Source organism: Kosmotoga sp. DU53, assembly GCF_001639905.1.
GTDB classification, from domain to species: Bacteria; Thermotogota; Thermotogae; order Petrotogales; family Kosmotogaceae; genus Kosmotoga; species Kosmotoga olearia.
In genome coordinates this window covers 1-20,533 of sequence record NZ_JGCK01000009.1, presented here as the reverse complement: position 1 = coordinate 20,533, position 20,533 = coordinate 1, and the positions used below count along the sequence as shown (strand labels likewise).

Genomic DNA, 20,533 nt, shown 5'->3' with positions numbered 1-20,533 from the left:
TTACCACGATTGACCACAATAGGCATGACATTTTATGGTAGAATTTTAAGCGAATATGCCATTGGGAGGTGAATGTATGAAATTGAAGATCCTGGCTCCCTTTATGATTTTCGTGCTGCTTGCAGGATTTGCCTTTGCGGCCGTTTATACGGATGTTTCACCGAGTCATTGGGCCTATGATTCCATCGTCAGGCTGACGGATCTCGGTATTTTGAGCGGTATATCTGAGGGAGGACTGTACTACTTCAAAGGGAACGATCCGCTGACGCGTTACCAGGCGGCAGTTCTTCTTGACAAATTTCTTACCTATCTGGATGAAAAGATCGCTTCCGGTACAACCGAAGCGGTTTCAGGTGAAGCGTTCGAAAAGATCAGAGAACAGCTCGGTATTTTCGAAACGATTCTCAAAGACCAGAAAGGCGAATACATCGATCTTGCCGATATTCTCGGCAGGCTGGAAAAACTCGAAAAAGAGGTTGCTGATCTTCAGAGCAAAGGGATTATACCGGCTCTGGGAGAAGGAACCGATTTAAAGAAATTTTTTGATAAACTCCAGAGTTTTGGTGAAAGCGTTGCCGAGCTAAAGCGCGATCTGGAGGGGAAATTCAGTGAATTGTCTGAAAACGTCAATGTTCTCGAAAAGACACTGAATGCCACGTTATCAGAGATCGAGGTCAATCTGAAAACGCTGAATGAAAGCGTTCTCGGCCACTCCAATGAGATCAGTGGGCTTTCCAAAAGAATCACAGCTGCTGGAAATAGAGTCGCAACCCTGGAAAACAAGGTTGAGTCGCTCTGGAATTTAACGGGCAGTTTTGTTAAAACAGAAGAGTTCAAGGCCCTTGAAGACAGGATGGCCGGGGTAGAGGCTAAGCTCTCTGAGTTTGTCACCTGGAAGGATCTTGGCAGCAAACTCGAAGACTACGCCACAGTCAAAGATCTTGAAGAAATGAACACGAGCATTTCAGGGCTTCAGATGGAGGTTCTGGGATTAAAGAAGCGCCTGGATGATATGGAGAAATCCTTAGCTTCCGAAGAAATGCTCTCTTCTGTAAACAAGATTGAAGGAAAGCTTAATAATCTTATAGCAACCCTTGAAGAAACCTTCGGTGACGGCTACGCGTACTTTGACAGTCTAAACGAAGATGTTGCGAATCAGGGAGAGAAAATAAAGGATCTCGAAGGTAAAATAGCAGATCTTGCTGCTCTAAAAGATGAGGTTGAAAACCTGAAAGCCAGCGTTACCACCCTTAATGGATCAAAGGCTGACGTTGCGGCTTTGAACAAAGCCGTTGCCGAATTGAACAGCAAAATTGAACAGCTTGACAGTGAGCTTAAGGCTCTTGAAAAGGACGTACCGTCGAACGTAAGGGTAAATAATGCCGAAAGCATGGCGCAGTGGGCTTTTGGGTTTGGAATTTTAGGAACTCTTATTGGTATTGTGGCTGCTTTGAAAGCTTTTAACGCTATTCCATAATCACAAGATTTTCATACTACAAAAATCCCCGGGAAATGTCCCGGGGATTTTTGTTATAATCTAAGAAAGGAACGGGAAAAGAACGCGGATCTGGAGGTGTTTGAATGAACTGGGTTTATATACGTGATCTGAAAGACCACATCGGCGAAAGGGTCGAGATACGCGGCTGGCTCAGGAGAAAACGTTCGAGTGGTAAGATACACTTTCTCGCTTTGAGAGACGGTTCCGGGTTCGTTCAGGGAATTGTCGAACGCTCTTCGGTATCCGAGGAACTCTTCAAACTGGCGAAAAAGCTGAAGATGGAGTCGAGCATAATCGTTCGCGGAATCGTCAGGGAAGATCCCAGGGCTCCCGAAGGTGTTGAACTGCTCATTGATGAAATAGAAGTGGTTCACCAGCCTGAAAAGGATTTCCCGATAAACAAGCCCGACCACGGGATCGATTATCTCATGGACCATCGACATCTCTGGTTGAGATCAAAGAGGCAATTCCACATCCTGCACATCAGGCATGAGATAATCAGGGCCGTGAGGGATTTCTATAACGAGCGCGGTTTTGTGCTCATCGACACACCAATATTCACCGGATCTATCGGTGAAAGTGCGGGAAACTGTTTCGAAATCGATTATTTCGACTACGGCAAGGCGTACCTCGCCCAGACGGGGCAGCTTTACCTTGAGGCCGCCTGTATGGCTCTCGGGAAGGTTTATAACCTTGGACCGACCTTTAGGGCGGAGAAGTCAAAAACGAGAAGGCATCTTATAGAATTCTGGATGAACGAAGCGGAGGTTGCCTACTACCAGCATGAGGACAACATGAAACTTCAGGAAGAACTCGTTTCGTACGTTGTCCAGAAGACCATCGAACGTGCTGCTAATCATCTGCACGCCATTGGAAGGGATATCTCTAAACTCGAGAAGATCGAAGCGCCGTTCCCCAGAATCACCTACACCGACGCGATAAAGCTCCTTCAGAAGAAGGGATTTAACGTTGATTGGGGAGACGACATCGGCGGTGACGAGGAAACGGCAATAGCTGAGGAATTCGATAAGCCTGTTATAGTCGAGCGCTACCCGAGAAAGATGAAGGCCTTTTACATGCAGCCCGATCCTGAGAATCCCGACGTGGTTCTCTGTGACGATATGCTGGCTCCGGAAGGCTACGGCGAGATAATCGGCGCTTCTGAGAGGATTTGGGATAAAGAACTGCTTATAGAGCGCATCAAGGAGTTTGGCCTTGATGTGGAATCCTACAGCTGGTATCTCGATTTGCGTGAATACGGCTCTGTGCCGCACAGCGGATTCGGCATGGGGATCGAGAGGGTCGTGGCCTGGATAGCCGGGCTGGAACATGTAAGGGAAGCGATCCCCTTTGCAAGAACACTTTACAGAATTCATCCGTGAGGAGATAAAATGGAAGAACGATTTCTTACTCCAAAAGATATTGGTGAGGAACAGTTAACGCGGACATTAAGGCCTCAGAGGCTGGATGAATATATAGGCCAAAGGAACGTCAAACAGAGGCTGAAGATTTCCATAGAGGCAGCGAAAGTCAGGAACGAAGCCCTGGATCATGTTTTGCTCGCGGGGCCGCCCGGGCTCGGTAAAACTACCTTAGCCCACATCATCGCCAACGAGATGGGAACGAACATCTACGTTACCAGCGGGCCCGTCATAGAAAAGCAGGGCGATCTCGCTGCCATACTTACCAGCCTTGAGGAAGGCGATGTGTTGTTTATCGATGAGATACATCGCCTTGGCCGTGCTATCGAGGAGATCCTTTACTCTGCGATGGAAGATTTTAAGCTGGATATTATGATCGGGAAAGGCCCCAGTGCGCGTTCCATAAGGCTCGATCTCGCTCCTTTCACGCTCGTAGGGGCAACAACGCGTTCAGGTTTGATCGGCGCACCGCTCAGGAACAGGTTCGGCATGGTTCTCGAACTCGAGTTTTATACCCCGGATGAGCTGAAGCAGATAATAAAGAGATCGGCGCGACTGCTTGAAGTGAAGATAGATGACGAAGCTGCCGAGCTTCTCGCTTCCCGGTCCAGAGGCACGCCGAGAATCGCCAACAGGCTTTTGAGACGAGTCAGGGATCTGGCCACCGTTGACGGTACGGGGAAGATTCTCTCTAAGACCGTAGAGGATGCCATGAAGATCATGGGGATCGACGCTGAAGGCCTCGACGATATGGACAGGAAGATCTTGAGGGTTCTTATTGAGAATTACGAAGGTGGACCTGCTGGTCTCAAAGCCATCGCGGCCTCGGTGGGTATCGAAGCTGATACGATAAGCGAGGTATATGAGCCGTACCTGTTGCAAAGCGGTTTCATAGTTCGAACGAACAGAGGCCGTATGGCAACGAAAAAAGCTTACCGCCATCTCGGTATTGCGAGATTTAACGGGATCGGTCCATTATGGGATAGTACAGGGGACTAAGGAGGAGGGAAAATGTTCGTCCTTGCGAATCTTGTTTATGCTGTTGCTCTTGTGTTGAGGATTCTCGTGGAGTTTGAGATCTTCGCGGTTATCGCTTCAGCTCTGTTCAGCTGGTTGAATCCAAATTACTACGGCAATTTCAGAATGTTTTTTCAGGCCTTGAGTGACCTTGTTGAAAGACCATTGAGAAAGGTCTTTCCTTTTTTGAGAAGTGGAATTGTGGATTATACGCCTCTTGTTGCCATACTCGTGCTGGTTTTTATAGATCAGTTCCTGGTGGGTTCTCTCTTTGACCTGTCGTATGTTATCCGTGCTGCTTCCGGTTTGTGAGGTGATCAATTGAAAGCCATTGTGTTTTTCAACCACAAACGACTCGATGAAGAGATGATTCAGAAGATAATTTCCTTTCTGGGATCTTTCAACATAGATGTTTTCATCGGCGATACCTTTTCCGGGAAACAAAATCACGATTACGAACCAGAAGTGATCATGACCTTTGGTGGCGATGGAACGGTTTTGAGAGCCGTTCCCTTTGCTGTTGAGCGCGATCTCCCGATTTTGAGCTTTAAGGTCGGTAGTGTTGGCTTTTTAGCGGCTTTTGAGCTCGGAGAACTGGAAAGTGCCATAGGAAAGTTCGTTGACAACAGGCTTCATATGGAAGAGCGCTATCTCCTTGAGGTGAGCTTTAAGGAGAAACGTTATAAGGTTCTCAATGATTGTGCCGTGGAAAGGGGCGATCCGAGCCGTACAACCTCTTTAGAGGTAGAAATAGAAGGTTTTTCAGCTTACAAAATCGTCGGTGATGGCGTGATTCTGTCCACGGGTACTGGTTCAACGGCTTACAACCTTTCTATTGGCGGTGCTCTGGTAGATCCGATGGCAAAGGTTTATCAGGTAACACCCGTTGCCCCTCACAACCCCTTTGTCGGGTCGATAATAGTGGATTCCACAAGAAAAACAAAGGTTACAGTGATTGACGGAAAGAATGCCCCGATGAAACTCTACCTTGATGGAATACTGACAGCCGTGCTGCGGGACGGCGATGAGATCGTTGCGGGAATTTCCGGTAAAAAAGTGAAACTCTTAAGGGATGCCGGTTTTGATTTTGTACGTGTATTGAAGAGAAAGCTTGCCTTTGGCGGGAGGCTTAAAGATGATCTCTAAAAAGGGCTGAGAAAGATACGAGGAAACCAAGCATGAAATAATAAATATGGCGCGTTACGTCCAGAACCTCTTTTCTAAATGTTCTCTGGCTATTTTAAGCAGAAATGAACATCATGCGCGGGATGTCCTATACTCCATTTCGATACTGGATCAGCATGCCTTTTCTGTTGAGAATAAAGTCGTCGGGCTTGTGGGAACGCTGACGCCCATGGGAAGGGAATTGAGGTTTCTTGTAATGGCTGCCAATATAACCCGTACGTTGAGGATGATCGGGGAGAAGTGCATTACGCTGGCGAACAAATCACTTCTTCTTACGAAGCACCCACCAATCGGTTTTTATGAAACCCTGAAAAAGATGATAGATACAGTGGACAAGATGCTGGCTGACGCGGTAGATAACCTTATAAATCCTTCCCTCAGCGATGCTCAAATGATCTGCGAGCAGGACGACAGGGTTGATAAAATGCTGGATAAGGTTGAAAAAGAGCTCAAGATCGTTATGGAAGAATCTCCCAAACTTGTTTCAAGGGCAATCGAATTGCTGACTATATTCAGGCTTCTTGAAGAGATAGGAGATCTCTGCACTGAAATCATAGAGAGCAGTATGTATGTAGCAGAGGGAAAATACTACCACTGCGCTAACGACACGCTGGAAGAAGTATCGGAAAACGGTAGTGTATAGGCTGGATTCAGAGGGGGACGGATCTTGCGGATACTCATCAAATATATTTTCAAGCAGTCCATGGGTGCTTTTTTTATAGGTCTCGGGGGATTTCTGATTTTTGTGAGTCTGGAACTCCTTTATCAGCTTTCAGACTTAATTGTCAGGTACAAGGTTGGAATAGATAAACTCTTTCTGCTTATATACTACAATCTCCCTTACTTTATTGTTCTCGGGATACCGGTTGGTGTTTTGCTTGCTATATTCTGGACACTTTCGAGGATGCAATCGGATAATGAATTGATTGCCCTTCAGACCCACGGTATTACCTTGAAAACCGTCGTTTTGCCCTTTGTCATTTTTGCGGTTCTTTTGAGCGGTATTACTTATCTCTTTAACGACTATATTGTACCTTACGCCAACAGAAAAGCCTACGAAGCGCAGGCGAGATTTATATACCGTAGACCCGAGGTTACATTAAAGGAGAACGCTTTCATGGAAGACGGTAAAGGGAGATATTTGTATATAAAGAAGATAGATCCTGAAACCGGCGAACTGAAGAAAATATTGCTCTATGACCTTTCCGGGGGAAAGACGCGCGTAACCAGTGCAAAAAGCGCGACCAAAGAGGGCGATAAGTGGATAATGCACGACGGAAGGGTATTCGAGCTGGATTCCAAAGGATTTCTGACTTTCGATATGAGCTTTGAATCCCTCGAACTGGATTTTGGCTCAGATATACAGGAATACATAAGGCAATCGAAATCCCCCAGGGAAATGACAAGTGCGGAGCTGAAAAAGAAAATCGCGTCCTTTTCAAGACTGGGTGTTAGAACATCATCGCTGATAGTTGCACTTCAGGAAAAATACTCTCTATCCCTTGCTCCGCTCGTCATAGTCATGATAGGTGTTCCCCTTTCGTTGATCTTCAACCTTCGTTCAAAGTCCTGGTCGGTTATCCTGACTTTTATTTTGATCGTCATCTATCAAGGATCGGGTGCGTGGTTGAGCGCCATGGGAAAAGAGGATCTTTTGAATCCAGCCTTTGCCCCCTGGATTCCGAATATAATCTTTGCCATCACCGGCATCATCACATACTTGTTGATAGACACAAGGGCTTCTTACAGATTGGGGGAATTCCTCTCGAGGTTTTTCAGATTCGGTGTACTGCTTCTCTTCATATTCTCTTTTACAGTTGCTTTTAGTGCTAAGGTGAGTATCACCGCCGGGGATGTCAGTGGTTCGGGTAGGGAGATATACCTTACCAATGGTGTGGAATTCACATATACTTCAGAGGGTTTCAACGCTACAGTCAGTGCTTCAAATGCTTCTATATTACTCAAAGATGAAACACCTCTTTCCATTTCCTTCTGGGGAAATGTCGTGATGCACAGCGATGAAAAGATAATAGAAGCTCAGAGGCTTATAATTGATCTTACCAAAGAGACCATCGAAGTGATGAAGGTACGAACCCGTACCGAATTCAAAATATCCGATAAAAGTGAGGAGAAGATCCCTTTTTTTGTTTATGGGGAACTTGCCGAATCCACCATGGAACCCACTCCTACGTTGATGCTCAAAGAAGGCTATCTAACGACATGTGACCTCAAAGATCATCCTCATTATCGCTTTGTCGTCAGTTCTGCTGAGGTTGAACCGGGAAAATACGTGATCGTGAAAAACCTGCTTATGAAGATTCTCGATGTGCCGGTCTTTTATCTTCCGTGGTACTATTTTCCTCTGGATGATCCTGAAAGACGGCCGTTTCAGGTTGATTTGAGCTCGATTCAGGAAAAGAAAACGATCACAACCCTGCGCTATCTCGATATCGATTGGTTGCTTCTTGCTCTATCCTGGGAAAGGGACTGGGAATCAACTGATGATATCTTCACTCTTTCCGCGAAGGTTGAGCCGGCGCAAGAATTTGGAACATTGAGATTACTCGGTCAGTACGGAGATGGCTCACCGGCAAGCTGGGGTGGATACGCACTTTATGAACCTGGATTCCTTCCGAATTACAGGCTGAACCTTCTCGCCGTATCTGGAACACCTTCAGAACTACTAAAAGAACCTTTTAAGAGGATCTCTTTTGCAAATAAAAAAGTGGGCAGCAAATCCGTTGCTGCAGACGCTTTCACTTTGAAGGGCGATTTTGGAATGGATAAGCTTTATCTCTTTAACATCACCGGTAGCAATCGTTCAAAGGATCTTGAGTACTACCTTGGATTCTCCGGAGCATTGTTTGAAAGAGAAGATGCGGAACTTTATCTCTGGAATGCAGCCCTGACAAAACTTTCGGTACCGGCGAACTTTTCGATGAAAGTCGGTTCAGGTTCTTTCGCCATGAAAACGCTTTCTGGATCCCTGAATGCAAAAAGATTTATTGAATATACAGAAGATCAAACATCTGATGTATCGACATCGATAACAATACCGGCTCCAACATACACTGTCACCGGGACGTTGTCATTGACCGGTTTGAAACTGGATACAGATATATTAACCACAAAATTGCAGTCATTCAATTTCAAGCTTGAGTCAACATCCTCAAGTTGGGGAGAGATTTTAGCACCAGAGAACATCGAAGACTTCATTTTCGAGGCCAAACGTTATGAGGTGAAGTTAGGGCGTTTTACCACAACCGGTGATATTGAGAGTACCTTCGATGCTTCTGATATGACCGTGAATATCAAAATGCCTTATACAACGAAAAACATAGGGAAGAACAGATTCAGTTACACGTCGAAGGACTCGAAATTAATGATCAGCGGTAACTACGCTCTGGACTATTCCACAGACAGCTCTTATCAACAGGAACACCCAAAACTCTTCTGGATAGAACCCTTTAAGATAAGCTACAAAGGCTGGTTAGACTTCAATTCCAGTATAATCTATGCCCTGTATCAAGACAACAGCTGGGCGTTAACAGCGGATAATGCTCTATCCAGAACGCTTAAACTGCTGGATTACGAGTTTAAAGGGGGAGGGTTTTCCAGTTCCATTGTTCCGAAGTTCAGCTGGAAACTGACAAAGGATGCACCGGCTAGCTTTGATCTTTCCAGTATTTCAGATTATCTCAGCGAAGATAGAATGGAATTGAGCCTGAAGAATTCTTTCAATTTAACCCCGTTGAAGGGCTTTTCTGCCGGTATTGAGTACAATCCCACCGCTGTTGCGAGCCCATCGGATCTATTCTCCGGGATATTCAATGATATGGAGTTGACCCATCCAGGCAGGTTAACTGCAAAGCTCAAAACAGGAATTGTTGATGTAAATTACAACATGAATGTAGATTACAGCGGACTCTTCCCCACAAGAGATGCTTCCTTCTTCGGTACGGGAACACTGGAGATATCAGGAAAAATAGCTAAAGATCCGGTTTCATTAAGTTACAAGACCGATAGTGAATTGCAGGGATTGAGTGCAACGGAAACCTCTTTGGAGTTTAGCCTTGCCGCCGGATCCTTTAGTCACAAAATGAAGACCGTTTACGACTGGTCAACAGGAAGTTTTGGAAATATTGAGGGAAACGAGAAGATAGAATATAAAGAAGGATCTTATGGTTTCACCTTCAATCTTGGCTGGACAGCTGATATCGATCAGGATGGTGAAGATGAAAATAAGATCTCCCTGAATACCACACTGCGTATCGGTGATGATTTCAAAACATCCCTGAAGTTTTCCTATCCATACGTGTACAGAAAAAAGAATTATTTTGATAGGATAAGGTTGGAGCTGGGTGAATTCAGTACGCCAGCTTTCTCGATAAATAAAGCCGTTATAGATTTTACGACGGGGTATGCGAGATTCAGCAAATACGACAATTATAAAGCCTTCCCTGCGAAGTATTTCAGCACCTTTGAGGTGTTATATACCACCACGCCAAAGTACGTAAAGTTTTTCTATACGGATATCGCGAGCCTCAAATTTAGCAATGTGAAATTGGAAGGTTTTTATCTGGCAAGCGCTTCAGCTTCCTCAACGGGAGAGCCGACAGGAGAATACGAATATGCGATAGGCGTTCAGAAGGTTGTTTTCGATGGCAAAACCCTTGTTAGCGGTACAGGCAAATCCTTTGAGGATTACGGTATTAGCGTTAGTTTTGGAAAAGAGGAAACCCTGAAGAATTACTTTATATTGAGTATGAACGATCTTCGACTGGGAAAGAGCCTGCTCCGGCATATCAAATTGCAGTTAAAAGAAGGAGAAAGTTATCTCCAGATAGGGCTATCTCCGGGATCATATTTAGACTGGTCTGAGCTTTACAGAAAAGAAAAACCTCTGTATATAGATTTGCATTGTATGGCTTTAGAAGGAATTCTGGAACTTAACCTCAGTCCTACTTCTTTAGCGGATGTTTTGAATTTCCTCGGGTTAAAATATTACATCAAAGCGATGCCCGACAGATACCTCGTCTTTGGGCTTTCGCAAGGCTATAAACCGTTCTTTAAATTCAAGTTCTGATCGAGAGGTGGAAGTATAATGACCGAATATGTGAAAAAGAAAGAACTTATGATGGGAATAATACGAAAAATCGAGGAGTGCAACTTGTGCCCTCTCCATCTGACCAGAACGAACGTTGTTCCGGGTGAAGGCTCTTTGGATTCGCCGGTGGTCTTTGTAGGAGAAGGCCCTGGAGCAGATGAAGATGCCACCGGACGCCCTTTTGTTGGTAGAGCGGGAAAACTCCTCACAAAAATACTGGAATCAGTGGGACTTTCGAGAGAGGATGTTTATATCACCAATATAGTGAAATGCAGACCGCCAAACAACAGGACACCAACCCTCCAGGAGATGAAGGCCTGTGAGCCTTATCTTTTATCACAGCTTGCGGTGATAAAACCCAAACTCATCGTGTGTCTTGGCGCGACTGCTCTGGCAGCATTTCTCGAATCGGAAAAGGTCCAGATTACCAAATACAGGGGAAAACTCTTCGATTGGCATTGGGGCATAAAGGTCTTTGGAATGTTCCATCCCAGCTATCTTTTGAGGAACCCGTCCACGGCACCGGGTTCCCCAAAAAGGCTTACCTGGGAGGATATACAGAAGGTGAGAAAAATGTACGATCAGGTGATAAACGGAAGAGAGATTTCTTTGGAGGATTAGGAGGGTTAAAATGGAAAATATTGTGGTTACAGGCGGTGCAGGTTTTATAGGATCTCACGTTGTTAACGAGCTGATTGAGATGAATATGGGGCCCATCGTTATCGATAATCTTTCCTCAGGAAAAATCGAAAATCTCGACCCAAGAGCGTTGTTTTACCAGCAGGATATAACGGATCTCGAGATGATGGAACGCGTCTTCATGCTCCATAAGCCCCGTTATGTCTTTCACCTGGCGGCACAGATAAGCGTATCGCAATCCGTGAAAGATCCCATCGAAGATGCAAGGATCAACATATTAGGGACGTTGAACCTGCTCAACCTTTCGGTTAAGTACGGTGTCGAGAAATTCATCTTTTCTTCTACCGGCGGCGCTATCTATGGAGACGATGTCTCGGAAATTCCCACATCGGAGAAAGAATTCCCGAAGCCTTTTTCGTCCGTACGGCATAGCCAAGTTTTCCGTTGAGAATTATCTGAGGTTTTACAGCGAGCAGTACGGGCTCAAATACGTTGCGTTGAGATACGCCAACGTTTACGGCGAAAGGCAGGATCCTCACGGCGAGGCTGGCGTGGTCGCGATCTTTTCAAAGAGGATGCTGGCTAACGACGAGGTCATTGTCTTCGGTGACGGTGAAAATGTCCGGGATTATGTTTATGCCGGCGATGTTGCACACGCGAACGTCCTCGCCATGGAGAAAGTGGAAAACGAAGTGATAAACATAGGCACGGGTATCGGAACATCTGTAAACGAACTCTTCGCTTTGTTAAAAGAGATTACAGGCTACCAGAAAGAACCGGTGTATGCTGACCCGAGACCCGGCGATTTGAGAAAATCCATTTTGAAGTGGGACAAAGCGAAAGAGCTCATGGGCTGGGAACCCACTGTGAAACTCGAAGATGGGCTGGTGAAAACAGTTGAGTTCTTCAGAACAGAAATGGGTGCCTCTGAGTGAGCGCCTGAGGCCCCGCAACTTTGACGATCTGGTTGGCCAGGAACACCTTACCGGAAAAAACGGGATAATCCGCCGGGCAGTAGAAAGCGGCTATGTGTTCTCAATGATCCTGTTTGGCCCTCCGGGATCGGGTAAAACAACGATCGCGAGGCTCATTAAAGAGTCGTTGGCAGATGACAAATACGAGTTCGTCGCTTTCAGCGCAAGCCTGCAGGGAACAGCGGATCTAAAGAAAATCTTCGAGAGGGCGAGGCAACTAAGGAAATACGGTAAACATCTCGTCCTCTTCGTAGATGAGATTCACAGGCTCAACAAAACGCAGCAGGATGTCTTCCTTCCAGTGGTTGAAGATGGAACAGTTACCCTGATCGGTGCTACTACGGAAAATCCGAGTTTCGAAGTCAATCCAGCGCTCCTTTCCCGGTGCCGGCTGCTCGTGTTGAGGCAGCTTTCACCGGAAGATACGGTTCAACTCCTTCACAGAGCCCTTGAGAAAGACGAAAGGCTTTCATCGCTGGGCATAGCCATATCGGAAGACCTTGTTAGGATATTGGCAGAAAATGCTGGCGGTGATGCGCGGGTCGCACTGAATTTCCTTGAAACGCTCTATGAAAACGCCGCCGCGATGGGGTACAAAGAACTGGATGTTGACATACTCGACGAACTGCCCATCATCTCCCATAAGCGTTACAGAAAAGCCGGAGAAGAACATTATGACCTTATTTCAGCATTCATAAAAAGTATGCGCGGCAGCGATCCAGATGCTGCCGTTTATTACATGATGCGCATGATCGAAGCTGGTGAGGATCCCAAATTCATAGCCCGAAGGATGGTTATACTCGCTTCCGAAGATATAGGATTGGCCGATCCCATGGCGCTGCTGGTCGCTGTATCGGCGTTTCAGGCTGTGGAGAGGGTGGGGCTTCCGGAATGTACCCTGAATCTTTCAGAAGCTGCGATCTATCTTTCCGTTGCTTCAAAGAGCAATTCAGTATATCTCGCGCAGAAAGCCGCTCGGGAAGTTATAAAAAAATATCCCAACTTAGAGGTTCCCTTGAAACTGCGAAACCCGGTTACAGACATGATGAAAAAAATGGGCTACGGGAAAGACTACAACTATCCCCACGACTCCGGTGGCTTTTCCCGGGAGCTGTATCTTCCCGATAAAATAAAAAACATGGTTTTCTACAAACCCACGGAAAACGGCAGGGAAAAGAGCGTAAAAGCCCGTCTCGAACAGCTATGGAAAGGGTTGAAGAAATTCGAGTGATGCACAGGGTATAGAACCGTTGTGGGTTGTAGATTGCGTGTGAGGATCGAGAGCTGCGTAGCAGTGCCCAGCCTTCGCAAACGTCTTGTATTATCAGGTTTGCAGAAAATCTGGCATAATAAAAGGCACAGTATGCTGTATAAAAACCGAGAGCCGAGAACCGAGAATCCGAGATGGTAAAGACGACAAACATTTTCGCTTTTTACAGTCTTCGAACGTCGCTCCACCATCTGACAGCGTTGCAAGCCTCGGCGGCGCAGCAGCTCTCGGTTCTCCGACTCTCGGACTCTCGATTCTTACCAGGAGTTCGAAGCACCGGCGCAGCCGGTCGAATCTACGATTTTTCGTACACCCGTCATCCTGAACTTGATTCAGGATCTTGTACTTGAAAAACAAGATTCTGGATAGAACATCTCCAGAATGACGGTTTTTTCAACTGCGAAGCAGTTCGCACCCCTGACGTAGTCAGGCTTACCCCAGCATAGCAGGGCTTACCCACGCGAACGAATCTCGGCTTTTAATCAGCGTCCGCAAGCCTCAGCCTCGCAAGCGTCGCTCTACCAGCTGACAGCGTTGCAAGCCTCGGCTGCGCAGCAGCTATCGGTTCTCGGATTCTCGTTTTTTACGTACAACCTACAACCCACAACGTTTTATGTCGCTGCATAGCAGCCTTCTCGCTGTTTTTTCTCTTTTGTTCTAAAAATCAAAACAAAAATGAAAACATTGAGGGAATAAAATATAGAAGGGTGAAATTAACATATATATGTTTTTGATGCAAACCACCATAAGTATAAACATCTTGTGAAAAAAGGGAGGAAGTCTGAATAAGGATAATGCATGCGTGTGTGTGTAAATGCTGGTGGGATGGTTGGGGAATGAGCTCCTCCGAAGAGTCTGGCTGAAAAGGCAACGAATTTGATGAGATAACTGAAAGGAGGAGCTAATTGTGCAGATGCAAATGATACATATTGTGATTCTTCTGATTACCGGGGCTGGTGTTGGCTTTGCTTCCGGGCTTCTTGGCGTAGGTGGTTGCTTTCTCATGGTACCCGTTCAGTTCTGGGTGTTAACCTCCATAGGAGTTGATCCCACAATAGCTATTCGAGTTTCCTTCGGGACGAATCTTTTGGTTGTTTTGCCTACGGCGATCAGCGGTGCATTTGGGCATCACCGCAAAGAAGCGGTTCTATGGAAAGCGGGTATCGTTCTTGGATTGACGGGACTAGCAGGAGCGTTTGTTGGCGGGTTTATCGCCACACATGTGCCCGGTAACTTCCTAAAAATAGCTTTTGGGTTGGCGATCCTGGCGGGTGCTATCAGGATGCTAACGGCTAAACCTATCAAGGTGGAAAGTAAACCTGTTGACAGTGTTCTGACTTACATACTATGGGGGTTTCCACTAGGTATAGTGTCCGGGATTATCGGGATAGGTGGCGGTGTATTGATGATACCAGTAATGGTTATTGCTTTAAGATTCAAGATGCATCAGGCGGTTGGAACATCGACAGCCTTAATGATATTTACTTCGATCGGTGGAATTTTATCTTACGTGATCAATGGCCTGAACGTTTCGGGATTGCCTGCATACTCCATAGGGTATGTTAACCTTCTGCAATGGATTCTGTTAACGGGAACGAGTGTTCCCATGGCTCAAATTGGGGTAAAGGCTGCCCATAAACTGCCAGCCAAACAGTTGAAATACGCTTTCATAGTTGTAATGATCTACATGAGCTTAAAGATGATAGGGGTGTTCAGCTGGCTGCATTTACCGCTATGATTGAGAGTAGAACATATCTGGCGAGTCACTCATAGAGTGGTTCGCCAGATTTTTTATTTTAGTTGCCGAAAAGTAGAGGTTTCATTGGCAGGATACAACACATCATCGCCTGAGATAGAGAACGTTTTTACTGTTCATTTATGTAACGGAATATCTTATAATAAGAATTGAACAGACAAGGCTTGAGATGAGGGAAAAGAAAGCAATCGAAAAGAAAAGTTGGATGGATAATATATTTTAAGATGGTTAGCAATCTCAGGAGAAAGAGCGAATGAGGATTGCACCAGTGTTTTACCGCGGCGGGCTGATAGCTCGTTTCTGAACTTATCGATTCTTTGGGGGGATGATGATGGTGAAGAGTATTGTATTGGAGGATGGAAAAATAATTCAGATAGTACAGGGCGATATAACTAAAGAGGAAGTGGATGCCATAGTGAACGCCGCCAACGGTTATCTCAGGCATGGCGGTGGGGTTGCTGGCGCCATTTTAAGGGCTGGGGGGAAGATAATACAGGAGGAGAGTGATAGGATTATCAGAAAAAACGGCCCTCTTGAGGTTTCAGAGGTGGCTGTTACCGGTGCCGGGAGTCTTCATCCTAAGTACATCATTCACGTTTACGGTCCCCGTTACGGACAGGAGAACGTGGAAGAGCTTCTCTATGAGAGCTTTTTAAATGCGTTTAAAACCGCCGGAAAACTCGGTGTCAAAACCCTGTCAGTTCCAGCGGTATCTTCAGGTATATTTGGTGTTCCAAAGGATCTTTGCGCACGATGCTTTTTCAGGGCTGTCGAATATTACTTTGAAAATTACAGGGATACGCCCTTATCGCTGATACGTGTCTGTAATATCGATAGAGCTACGACGGAGGTTTTTGAAAAGGTATCGGAGGAGTTTTTCAAATTACAACGTTGAATACCGTTCTTAAAAGATACCCGATACCGTAAGCCACCGTTGCCGAAAGTCCGCCCACAAGCAACATTTCAAGCCCGCCTATGAGCCAGTTTACTCCAGTAACCATCTGCCGCAGCGATCCAACGACAAACAAAGTTGCTGCCGTTATTAAGCTCGCTGATAAAAACATGTTCTGAGAGAAAAAGGGTACGAGAGAAGCGAAGACGTAAGCCACTAAAGGCATGAATCCCGCGATAACGAAAGAGAGGAAGGTTACGATAGCGCTTTTCAGTGGAGAACTTCCTTCATCTTCCATGATCCCGAGCTCTTCCTTCATCATGGTATCAATCCACAATTCTTTGTCCGATGTGATCAATTCAACCATCTGTTCGAGCTTTTCACCCTTCAAACCTTTTCGTTTGTATATCTCTCTTATTTCTTCGCGTTCACCTTCCGGGTTAACATCCACTTCCCAGGCTTCACGCTCACGTTCACTCTTTATATAGTCCTGTTCGGATTTTTCTGACAGGTAATCTCCAACAGCCATGGAAAATCCATCAGCGAAGAGGTTGGCGAACCCCATTATGAGAACTATTTTTGGGTCAAGCTGAGCTCCGGCGACACCGGCGACAACTGCAAAGGTAGTCACTATGCCATCACTGGCACCATATACAGCGGATCCTATGTATCTTCCCGCTTCCGTTTTGTGCCAGGGCTCCTGACCGATCTTTTTGGGGTCGTGGGCCATCTGGTGTAAGGAAAGGTCTCTTCTCTTGAAGGCTTCCCGTGCAAGTTGAATCCTGGTTTTCTTGAAGGACATTTGTTTTCTCCCCCTTTGGATTTTCTATTGACGTATTTTTTTGCATAATATCTTTGCTGTTATTTTCAGGATACGGTGTTTGTCAATTTTGTTGATGTACAGCAATAAAAGTGTGAGAACAATTTTTCTCACACATGTAGTATAACACAACAGCTGTGTGTTCAGGAGTAATAGCTAGTTATAGGTGTTTTTTCGAGGGAAAGCCGTACAGTATTGAGTTGTTATTCAATTACCAGGATAACCCTGAAAGCTCCTTTGGATATGAGTTCACTGGCAAGCGCTTCATTTTCCGTTACCCAGATGGTGTATCTGTCAAACTCTCCGGTGTGCGTCCTGGCTAAAGGATCATTTTCAAGAACGAAATCCGCTTCTTTCTTTGTGAGCTTGATCAATTTACTTTCTCCAATATAGTCGCTATTCTGCTTTGTATAGGCATCGAAGGTAATGCCTTTCTTATACGCCTTTTCACCCATATATTGTAGTACCTTTACAAAGATATCCGCTGGAGCGTAACCCGGTAGGTTTGTTATAGGAGTACCGTTTTCATCGAAGAACCAGAACGTTGGTGTGCCTCTGACCTCAAAAGCGGCATAGAGTTCTGAGTACGAAAAGTTATAGGTCTTTCCGTTAACCTCTATGGTAGCCTCTTCTTCTCCGGGGTATATTTCCACGAATATATACCCGGCTTTGAGGAGTTCTTGTACTTTATCGTTCACAAGCGTTTCCTTCTGGAATTTCGTGCAGTAAAAGCAGGAAGGGTCCGAGAACATTACAATCAATTGCTTTTTTTCAAGCTTTGCGAGTTTCATACCAACATTGAAATCATCGAGTTTTCCGATGTATGCCAGCGATAGTGTTGCAATAACCAGCACTGAAAATAGAACCATTATCCTTTTCATTCTACCTACCTCCTAAGCTGTAAACTGCAATAGATTCAATTTGCCAAAGAGAGTCAAAATTCCTGCACCGAATAGCAGTATGAAAACGATGATCCTCACAATCCTTCTGGCTTTCGATTCCCCTCCAAAACTTAATCTGGACGTTATTTTTGCTACAACGCCGCTCAGGGTCAGAAAAGGTATGCTCAAACCAAGAGAGTAAGTGAGAAGAAGCATTCCGCCTTTAGCAGCTGTTCCCTGATTGGCAGCAAGTACCAGGATTGAGCCGAGTATCGGGCCAGCACATGGAACCCAGATCAGGCCGAGAACTGAACCTAAAAGAAAACCGCTAAAGACACTGCCGCTGAATTTCCACGCGTTTACCCTCACTCCCTTAAATCCTACCTCAAATAAGTACATAAAAGCAAAGGCGATGAACAGCGAGCCAGAGAGGATGTTCATCAGCGTTTCGTTTCTTCTTATGAATTGTCCCAGGCCTCCGGCACCTGTACCCAACAGGAAGAAAAAGAGAGACATTCCAATGGTGAACGACAAACCTCTAAAAAACCGCACTTTTGCGCTTTCTGCACCTGCCATCAGAACCCCGAAGAAAATGGGGATCAGCGGCAAAACACACGGCGAGAAAAAGGAAAGCAGCCCACCGAGAATCGCGCTGCTATAGCTGACGCTCACACTTATGAGTGGTGAAATACCTCCCGGGCTTTGCAAGAGGTTTGATGCCGTTGCAGCCAGAGTAAATTCGTTCATATACCTACCCCCGGTATTATGGTTTATATCTATTATACTACATAAAACCGAGAATCTGAGAACCGAGATCCGAGAGTGCCGCTACGCGGCGGAAGTGTGAGCAGCGCTCAGGAGGCTCACGACGTTGACGCTTGCGGACGCTGTGCGCTGCAGGGCAGCGGACGCGAACTCCTTCGGAGTTGTTCCGAACCACTACGTGGTTGTCTCCGTAATCACCCCCTAAAGAAATAGGACAAGAGATAACGAAGTGATAGTATGAAAGAAAAGGGGGTGAAGGGATGAGAGGCAGAGCACAGGCTTCGCGAAGTGAATCTTAATACATAAAACCGAGGGTCCACATTGGCAAGGTGTTTCTTACGGGAACATCGATATCATCTTTTATAACGAAGTCTGCTTCCTTTATGTTTTTGTTTTTTCCTCCGACTTCAAGTTTTATTCCATCGACGATGAAATCAGCATTTTGTTCATTATCTGATGCGTATACCGCTTTACCGCTTTCTTGCAGAAGAGTGGTTACGTAGCATTCACGGATGTTTCCGATTTCGCCATCGAAAAGGTAATAAATCGATGGCTCTTCGAGAAAGATCTTTGCACCGATTGAGTTTACCTTTGTGTCGTTTTTCTTTCTTATGATCCTTATCAATCCTGTATGTTCCATAGCGGTGAGCAGTTGGTATAGTTTCCTCTTTCCGAGTTCCCATTTGCTGCACAGGCTGTTGACATTGACTGTCGGTATTTTAGATACTGCGAGATGTCCAATGACCGCATTCATGAAACGGAGGTGGTTTTCGGCAAGTTGAGGGACAAAGAAGGGGATATCTTTGTAGATGATTTTTTCGATTATATTCCAGAGCCTTTCAGGATAGGAGTCTTCTAAGAAAATTGGTCTGAACCCTTCTTTCAGATAATCCCGGTATGCCTTCATTATGTTGATATTTTTTACGCTTGTGAGCATTTCCGAAGGTGTTGAGCTAAAGGGGTCAAAACATGGCAGGGTTACATTTGTCTTCAGATAGATGTATTCTCTTAAAGACATTAAAGGGATTCGTTTTATCAGGAACCTTCTTGAGAGATCACCTAATCCTCTTCTGAGAAGCACGCTACTGCTGTCGCTTATAACGATTTTTTTGTTTGGAAAAGAATCGTACAATGCTTTTACATGTATGCTCCAGTCTTTAGCGTTGTGTATTTCATCGATAAAAACCTGTTCGTATCCTAGCATAAAGATTGCTTCGACAAGATCGAAGAGAGGAATAGAAAGTGTAATTGGGTTGTCTGCGGAAAAATATAAACCATGAACGTTTTTTATACTGGATAGCAAAAATGTGGTTTTTCCAACACCTCTTGGTCCGGTTATTAAATAAGCTCTTGCGTCGAGGGTAATTGAATCGAATACAGGCCTGAATTTCTGTGGAAGCAGCTGTAATAACCTTTGTTGAAAACTTTCCAGACGTTCAACGATTTCGTTTTTGTCCATATAGTTCACCTCGCTGGTGTCATGATGATACCATTATAACATAAGATGTTACCACGATGGAACCACACGAGGGCACAGCATGCTGTATAAAAACCGAGAGCCGAGAATCGAGATCCGAGAGTGCCGCTACGCGGCTGGTGAGCACGCTGCGCGTGGGTAAGGTGTGCCCGGCATGACATACAACTATAGGGTGAAAGTCCCGAATGCGGGGAGCGAGATAAGCATTAGCTGAGGGCAAGGGTGTCACTGGTAACGGTGAATCTGAAGGAAGCCTAAGGCAAAATCCGGAACTGAACGAAAGTGAACCAGTGTTGGCCGGTAGAGAGGGTAACCTTGCCTTACATGGGGAAGCCCGAACTCCAACTCTACAGGTTGGGATGGCAGGATTCGGATGAAAGCTGTATGTCTTACCCGGGGAAGTCCTCACTCGTCCCAAGATGGGTAAGCCGGAACAAGGGGAGACCCAAGGACCGGTGAAGCGGAGGAGGATGGCAGATGAACCCGTAGTAGTGTTGAACCTCTCTGAAAGGAGTAGGGACTATCGCCTTGAGCGATGGGGGTAACAGGAACCGAAAGGGCCTGTTACTTGCGAAGGGGGGAAGGATTGAGGATGTCAACATCAACCAAAAATGCAAAAAAACAGGGTCTGTTAGCAATTTTGTGTAAACTCCCTCCGAAATATGAGAAAATAACAAAAAGCTAAGGAGGGAGAACAGTGGGAAACTTTGACAAAGAAGCAATGAAGAGATTGGTACGAGAGAGGAAATTAAAGACAACAGAAGACGCGGAAAATCTTGTAAAAGAATTATTTGGAGACATCATTAAAGAGATGCTGGAAACGGAACTTGA

The 20,533-nt window shown here is 45.6% G+C and carries 15 protein-coding genes and 2 pseudogenes; 13 read left to right on the top strand and 4 right to left on the bottom strand.

Annotated elements, in window-relative coordinates; genetic code table 11:
- Window positions 1-76: 76 nt before the first annotated feature.
- From DU53_RS00905 to DU53_RS00850, 12 genes and pseudogenes are all read left to right on the top strand, one after another.
- The gene (locus tag DU53_RS00905; RefSeq protein ID WP_063727002.1) at window positions 77-1,477 is read left to right on the top strand and encodes an S-layer homology domain-containing protein; all 1,401 of its coding nucleotides are present in this window, start codon (window positions 77-79) and stop codon (window positions 1,475-1,477) included.
- Between the two features lie 104 nt (window positions 1,478-1,581).
- Window positions 1,582-2,880, top strand: coding sequence for an asparagine--tRNA ligase (asnS, locus tag DU53_RS00900; protein ID WP_063727001.1), 1,299 nt, complete (start codon window positions 1,582-1,584; stop codon window positions 2,878-2,880).
- A gap of 9 nt (window positions 2,881-2,889) precedes the next feature.
- Window positions 2,890-3,918 (top strand): Holliday junction branch migration DNA helicase RuvB, encoded by a 1,029-nt coding sequence (gene ruvB / locus DU53_RS00895; protein ID WP_012744720.1) that lies wholly within the window; start codon window positions 2,890-2,892, stop codon window positions 3,916-3,918.
- A gap of 12 nt (window positions 3,919-3,930) precedes the next feature.
- Window positions 3,931-4,248, top strand: coding sequence for a YggT family protein (locus DU53_RS00890; RefSeq protein ID WP_063726999.1), 318 nt, complete (start codon window positions 3,931-3,933; stop codon window positions 4,246-4,248).
- A gap of 9 nt (window positions 4,249-4,257) precedes the next feature.
- Entirely contained in the window at window positions 4,258-5,082 is an 825-nt protein-coding gene (locus DU53_RS00885; protein ID WP_063726997.1) for an NAD(+)/NADH kinase, read from the top strand.
- A 46-nt stretch (window positions 5,083-5,128) separates the two neighbouring features.
- On the top strand, window positions 5,129-5,764 hold the full coding sequence (locus DU53_RS00880; RefSeq protein WP_082853727.1) for a phosphate uptake regulator PhoU: 636 nt from the start codon (window positions 5,129-5,131) through the stop codon (window positions 5,762-5,764).
- Between the two features lie 24 nt (window positions 5,765-5,788).
- Complete coding sequence (locus DU53_RS00875; protein ID WP_082853726.1) at window positions 5,789-10,207, top strand: LptF/LptG family permease; 4,419 nt, start codon at window positions 5,789-5,791, stop codon at window positions 10,205-10,207.
- Between the two features lie 18 nt (window positions 10,208-10,225).
- Window positions 10,226-10,849 carry a uracil-DNA glycosylase family protein gene (locus DU53_RS00870; protein WP_063726995.1) on the top strand — a complete coding sequence of 208 codons (624 nt, stop codon included), beginning with the start codon at window positions 10,226-10,228 and terminating at the stop codon, window positions 10,847-10,849.
- Window positions 10,850-10,859: 10 nt separating this feature from the next.
- Window positions 10,860-11,802, top strand: a pseudogene (locus DU53_RS13290) (SDR family oxidoreductase).
- Window positions 11,789-13,072 (top strand): replication-associated recombination protein A, encoded by a 1,284-nt coding sequence (locus DU53_RS00860; protein ID WP_235599642.1) that lies wholly within the window; start codon window positions 11,789-11,791, stop codon window positions 13,070-13,072. The pseudogene DU53_RS13290 and the gene DU53_RS00860 overlap by 14 nt, the downstream one beginning before the upstream one ends.
- Before the next feature lie 952 nt (window positions 13,073-14,024).
- Complete coding sequence (locus DU53_RS00855; RefSeq protein WP_063727024.1) at window positions 14,025-14,849, top strand: sulfite exporter TauE/SafE family protein; 825 nt, start codon at window positions 14,025-14,027, stop codon at window positions 14,847-14,849.
- 349 nt (window positions 14,850-15,198) lie between these two features.
- On the top strand, window positions 15,199-15,762 hold the full coding sequence (locus tag DU53_RS00850; RefSeq protein WP_082853724.1) for a macro domain-containing protein: 564 nt from the start codon (window positions 15,199-15,201) through the stop codon (window positions 15,760-15,762).
- Here the strand turns inward: DU53_RS00850 and DU53_RS00845 are convergent.
- The 4 genes from DU53_RS00845 to DU53_RS00830 form a co-directional block, all read right to left on the bottom strand.
- Entirely contained in the window at window positions 15,746-16,561 is an 816-nt protein-coding gene (locus tag DU53_RS00845; RefSeq protein WP_012744710.1) for a VIT1/CCC1 transporter family protein, read from the bottom strand. The genes DU53_RS00850 and DU53_RS00845 overlap by 17 nt on opposite strands.
- A gap of 221 nt (window positions 16,562-16,782) precedes the next feature.
- On the bottom strand, window positions 16,783-17,460 hold the full coding sequence (locus tag DU53_RS00840; RefSeq protein ID WP_063726990.1) for a thioredoxin fold domain-containing protein: 678 nt from the start codon (window positions 17,458-17,460) through the stop codon (window positions 16,783-16,785).
- Between the two features lie 12 nt (window positions 17,461-17,472).
- Window positions 17,473-18,207, bottom strand: coding sequence for a cytochrome c biogenesis CcdA family protein (locus tag DU53_RS00835; protein WP_012744708.1), 735 nt, complete (start codon window positions 18,205-18,207; stop codon window positions 17,473-17,475).
- A 313-nt stretch (window positions 18,208-18,520) separates the two neighbouring features.
- A complete protein-coding gene (locus DU53_RS00830; protein WP_063726988.1) occupies window positions 18,521-19,684 on the bottom strand; it encodes an ATP-binding protein in 1,164 nt (387 codons plus the stop codon).
- Window positions 19,685-20,399: 715 nt separating this feature from the next.
- On the opposite strand from DU53_RS00830, the pseudogene DU53_RS12085 reads away from it, so the two are divergent.
- Window positions 20,400-20,533 (top strand): annotated as a pseudogene (locus DU53_RS12085) (IS256 family transposase); the annotation flags it as partial.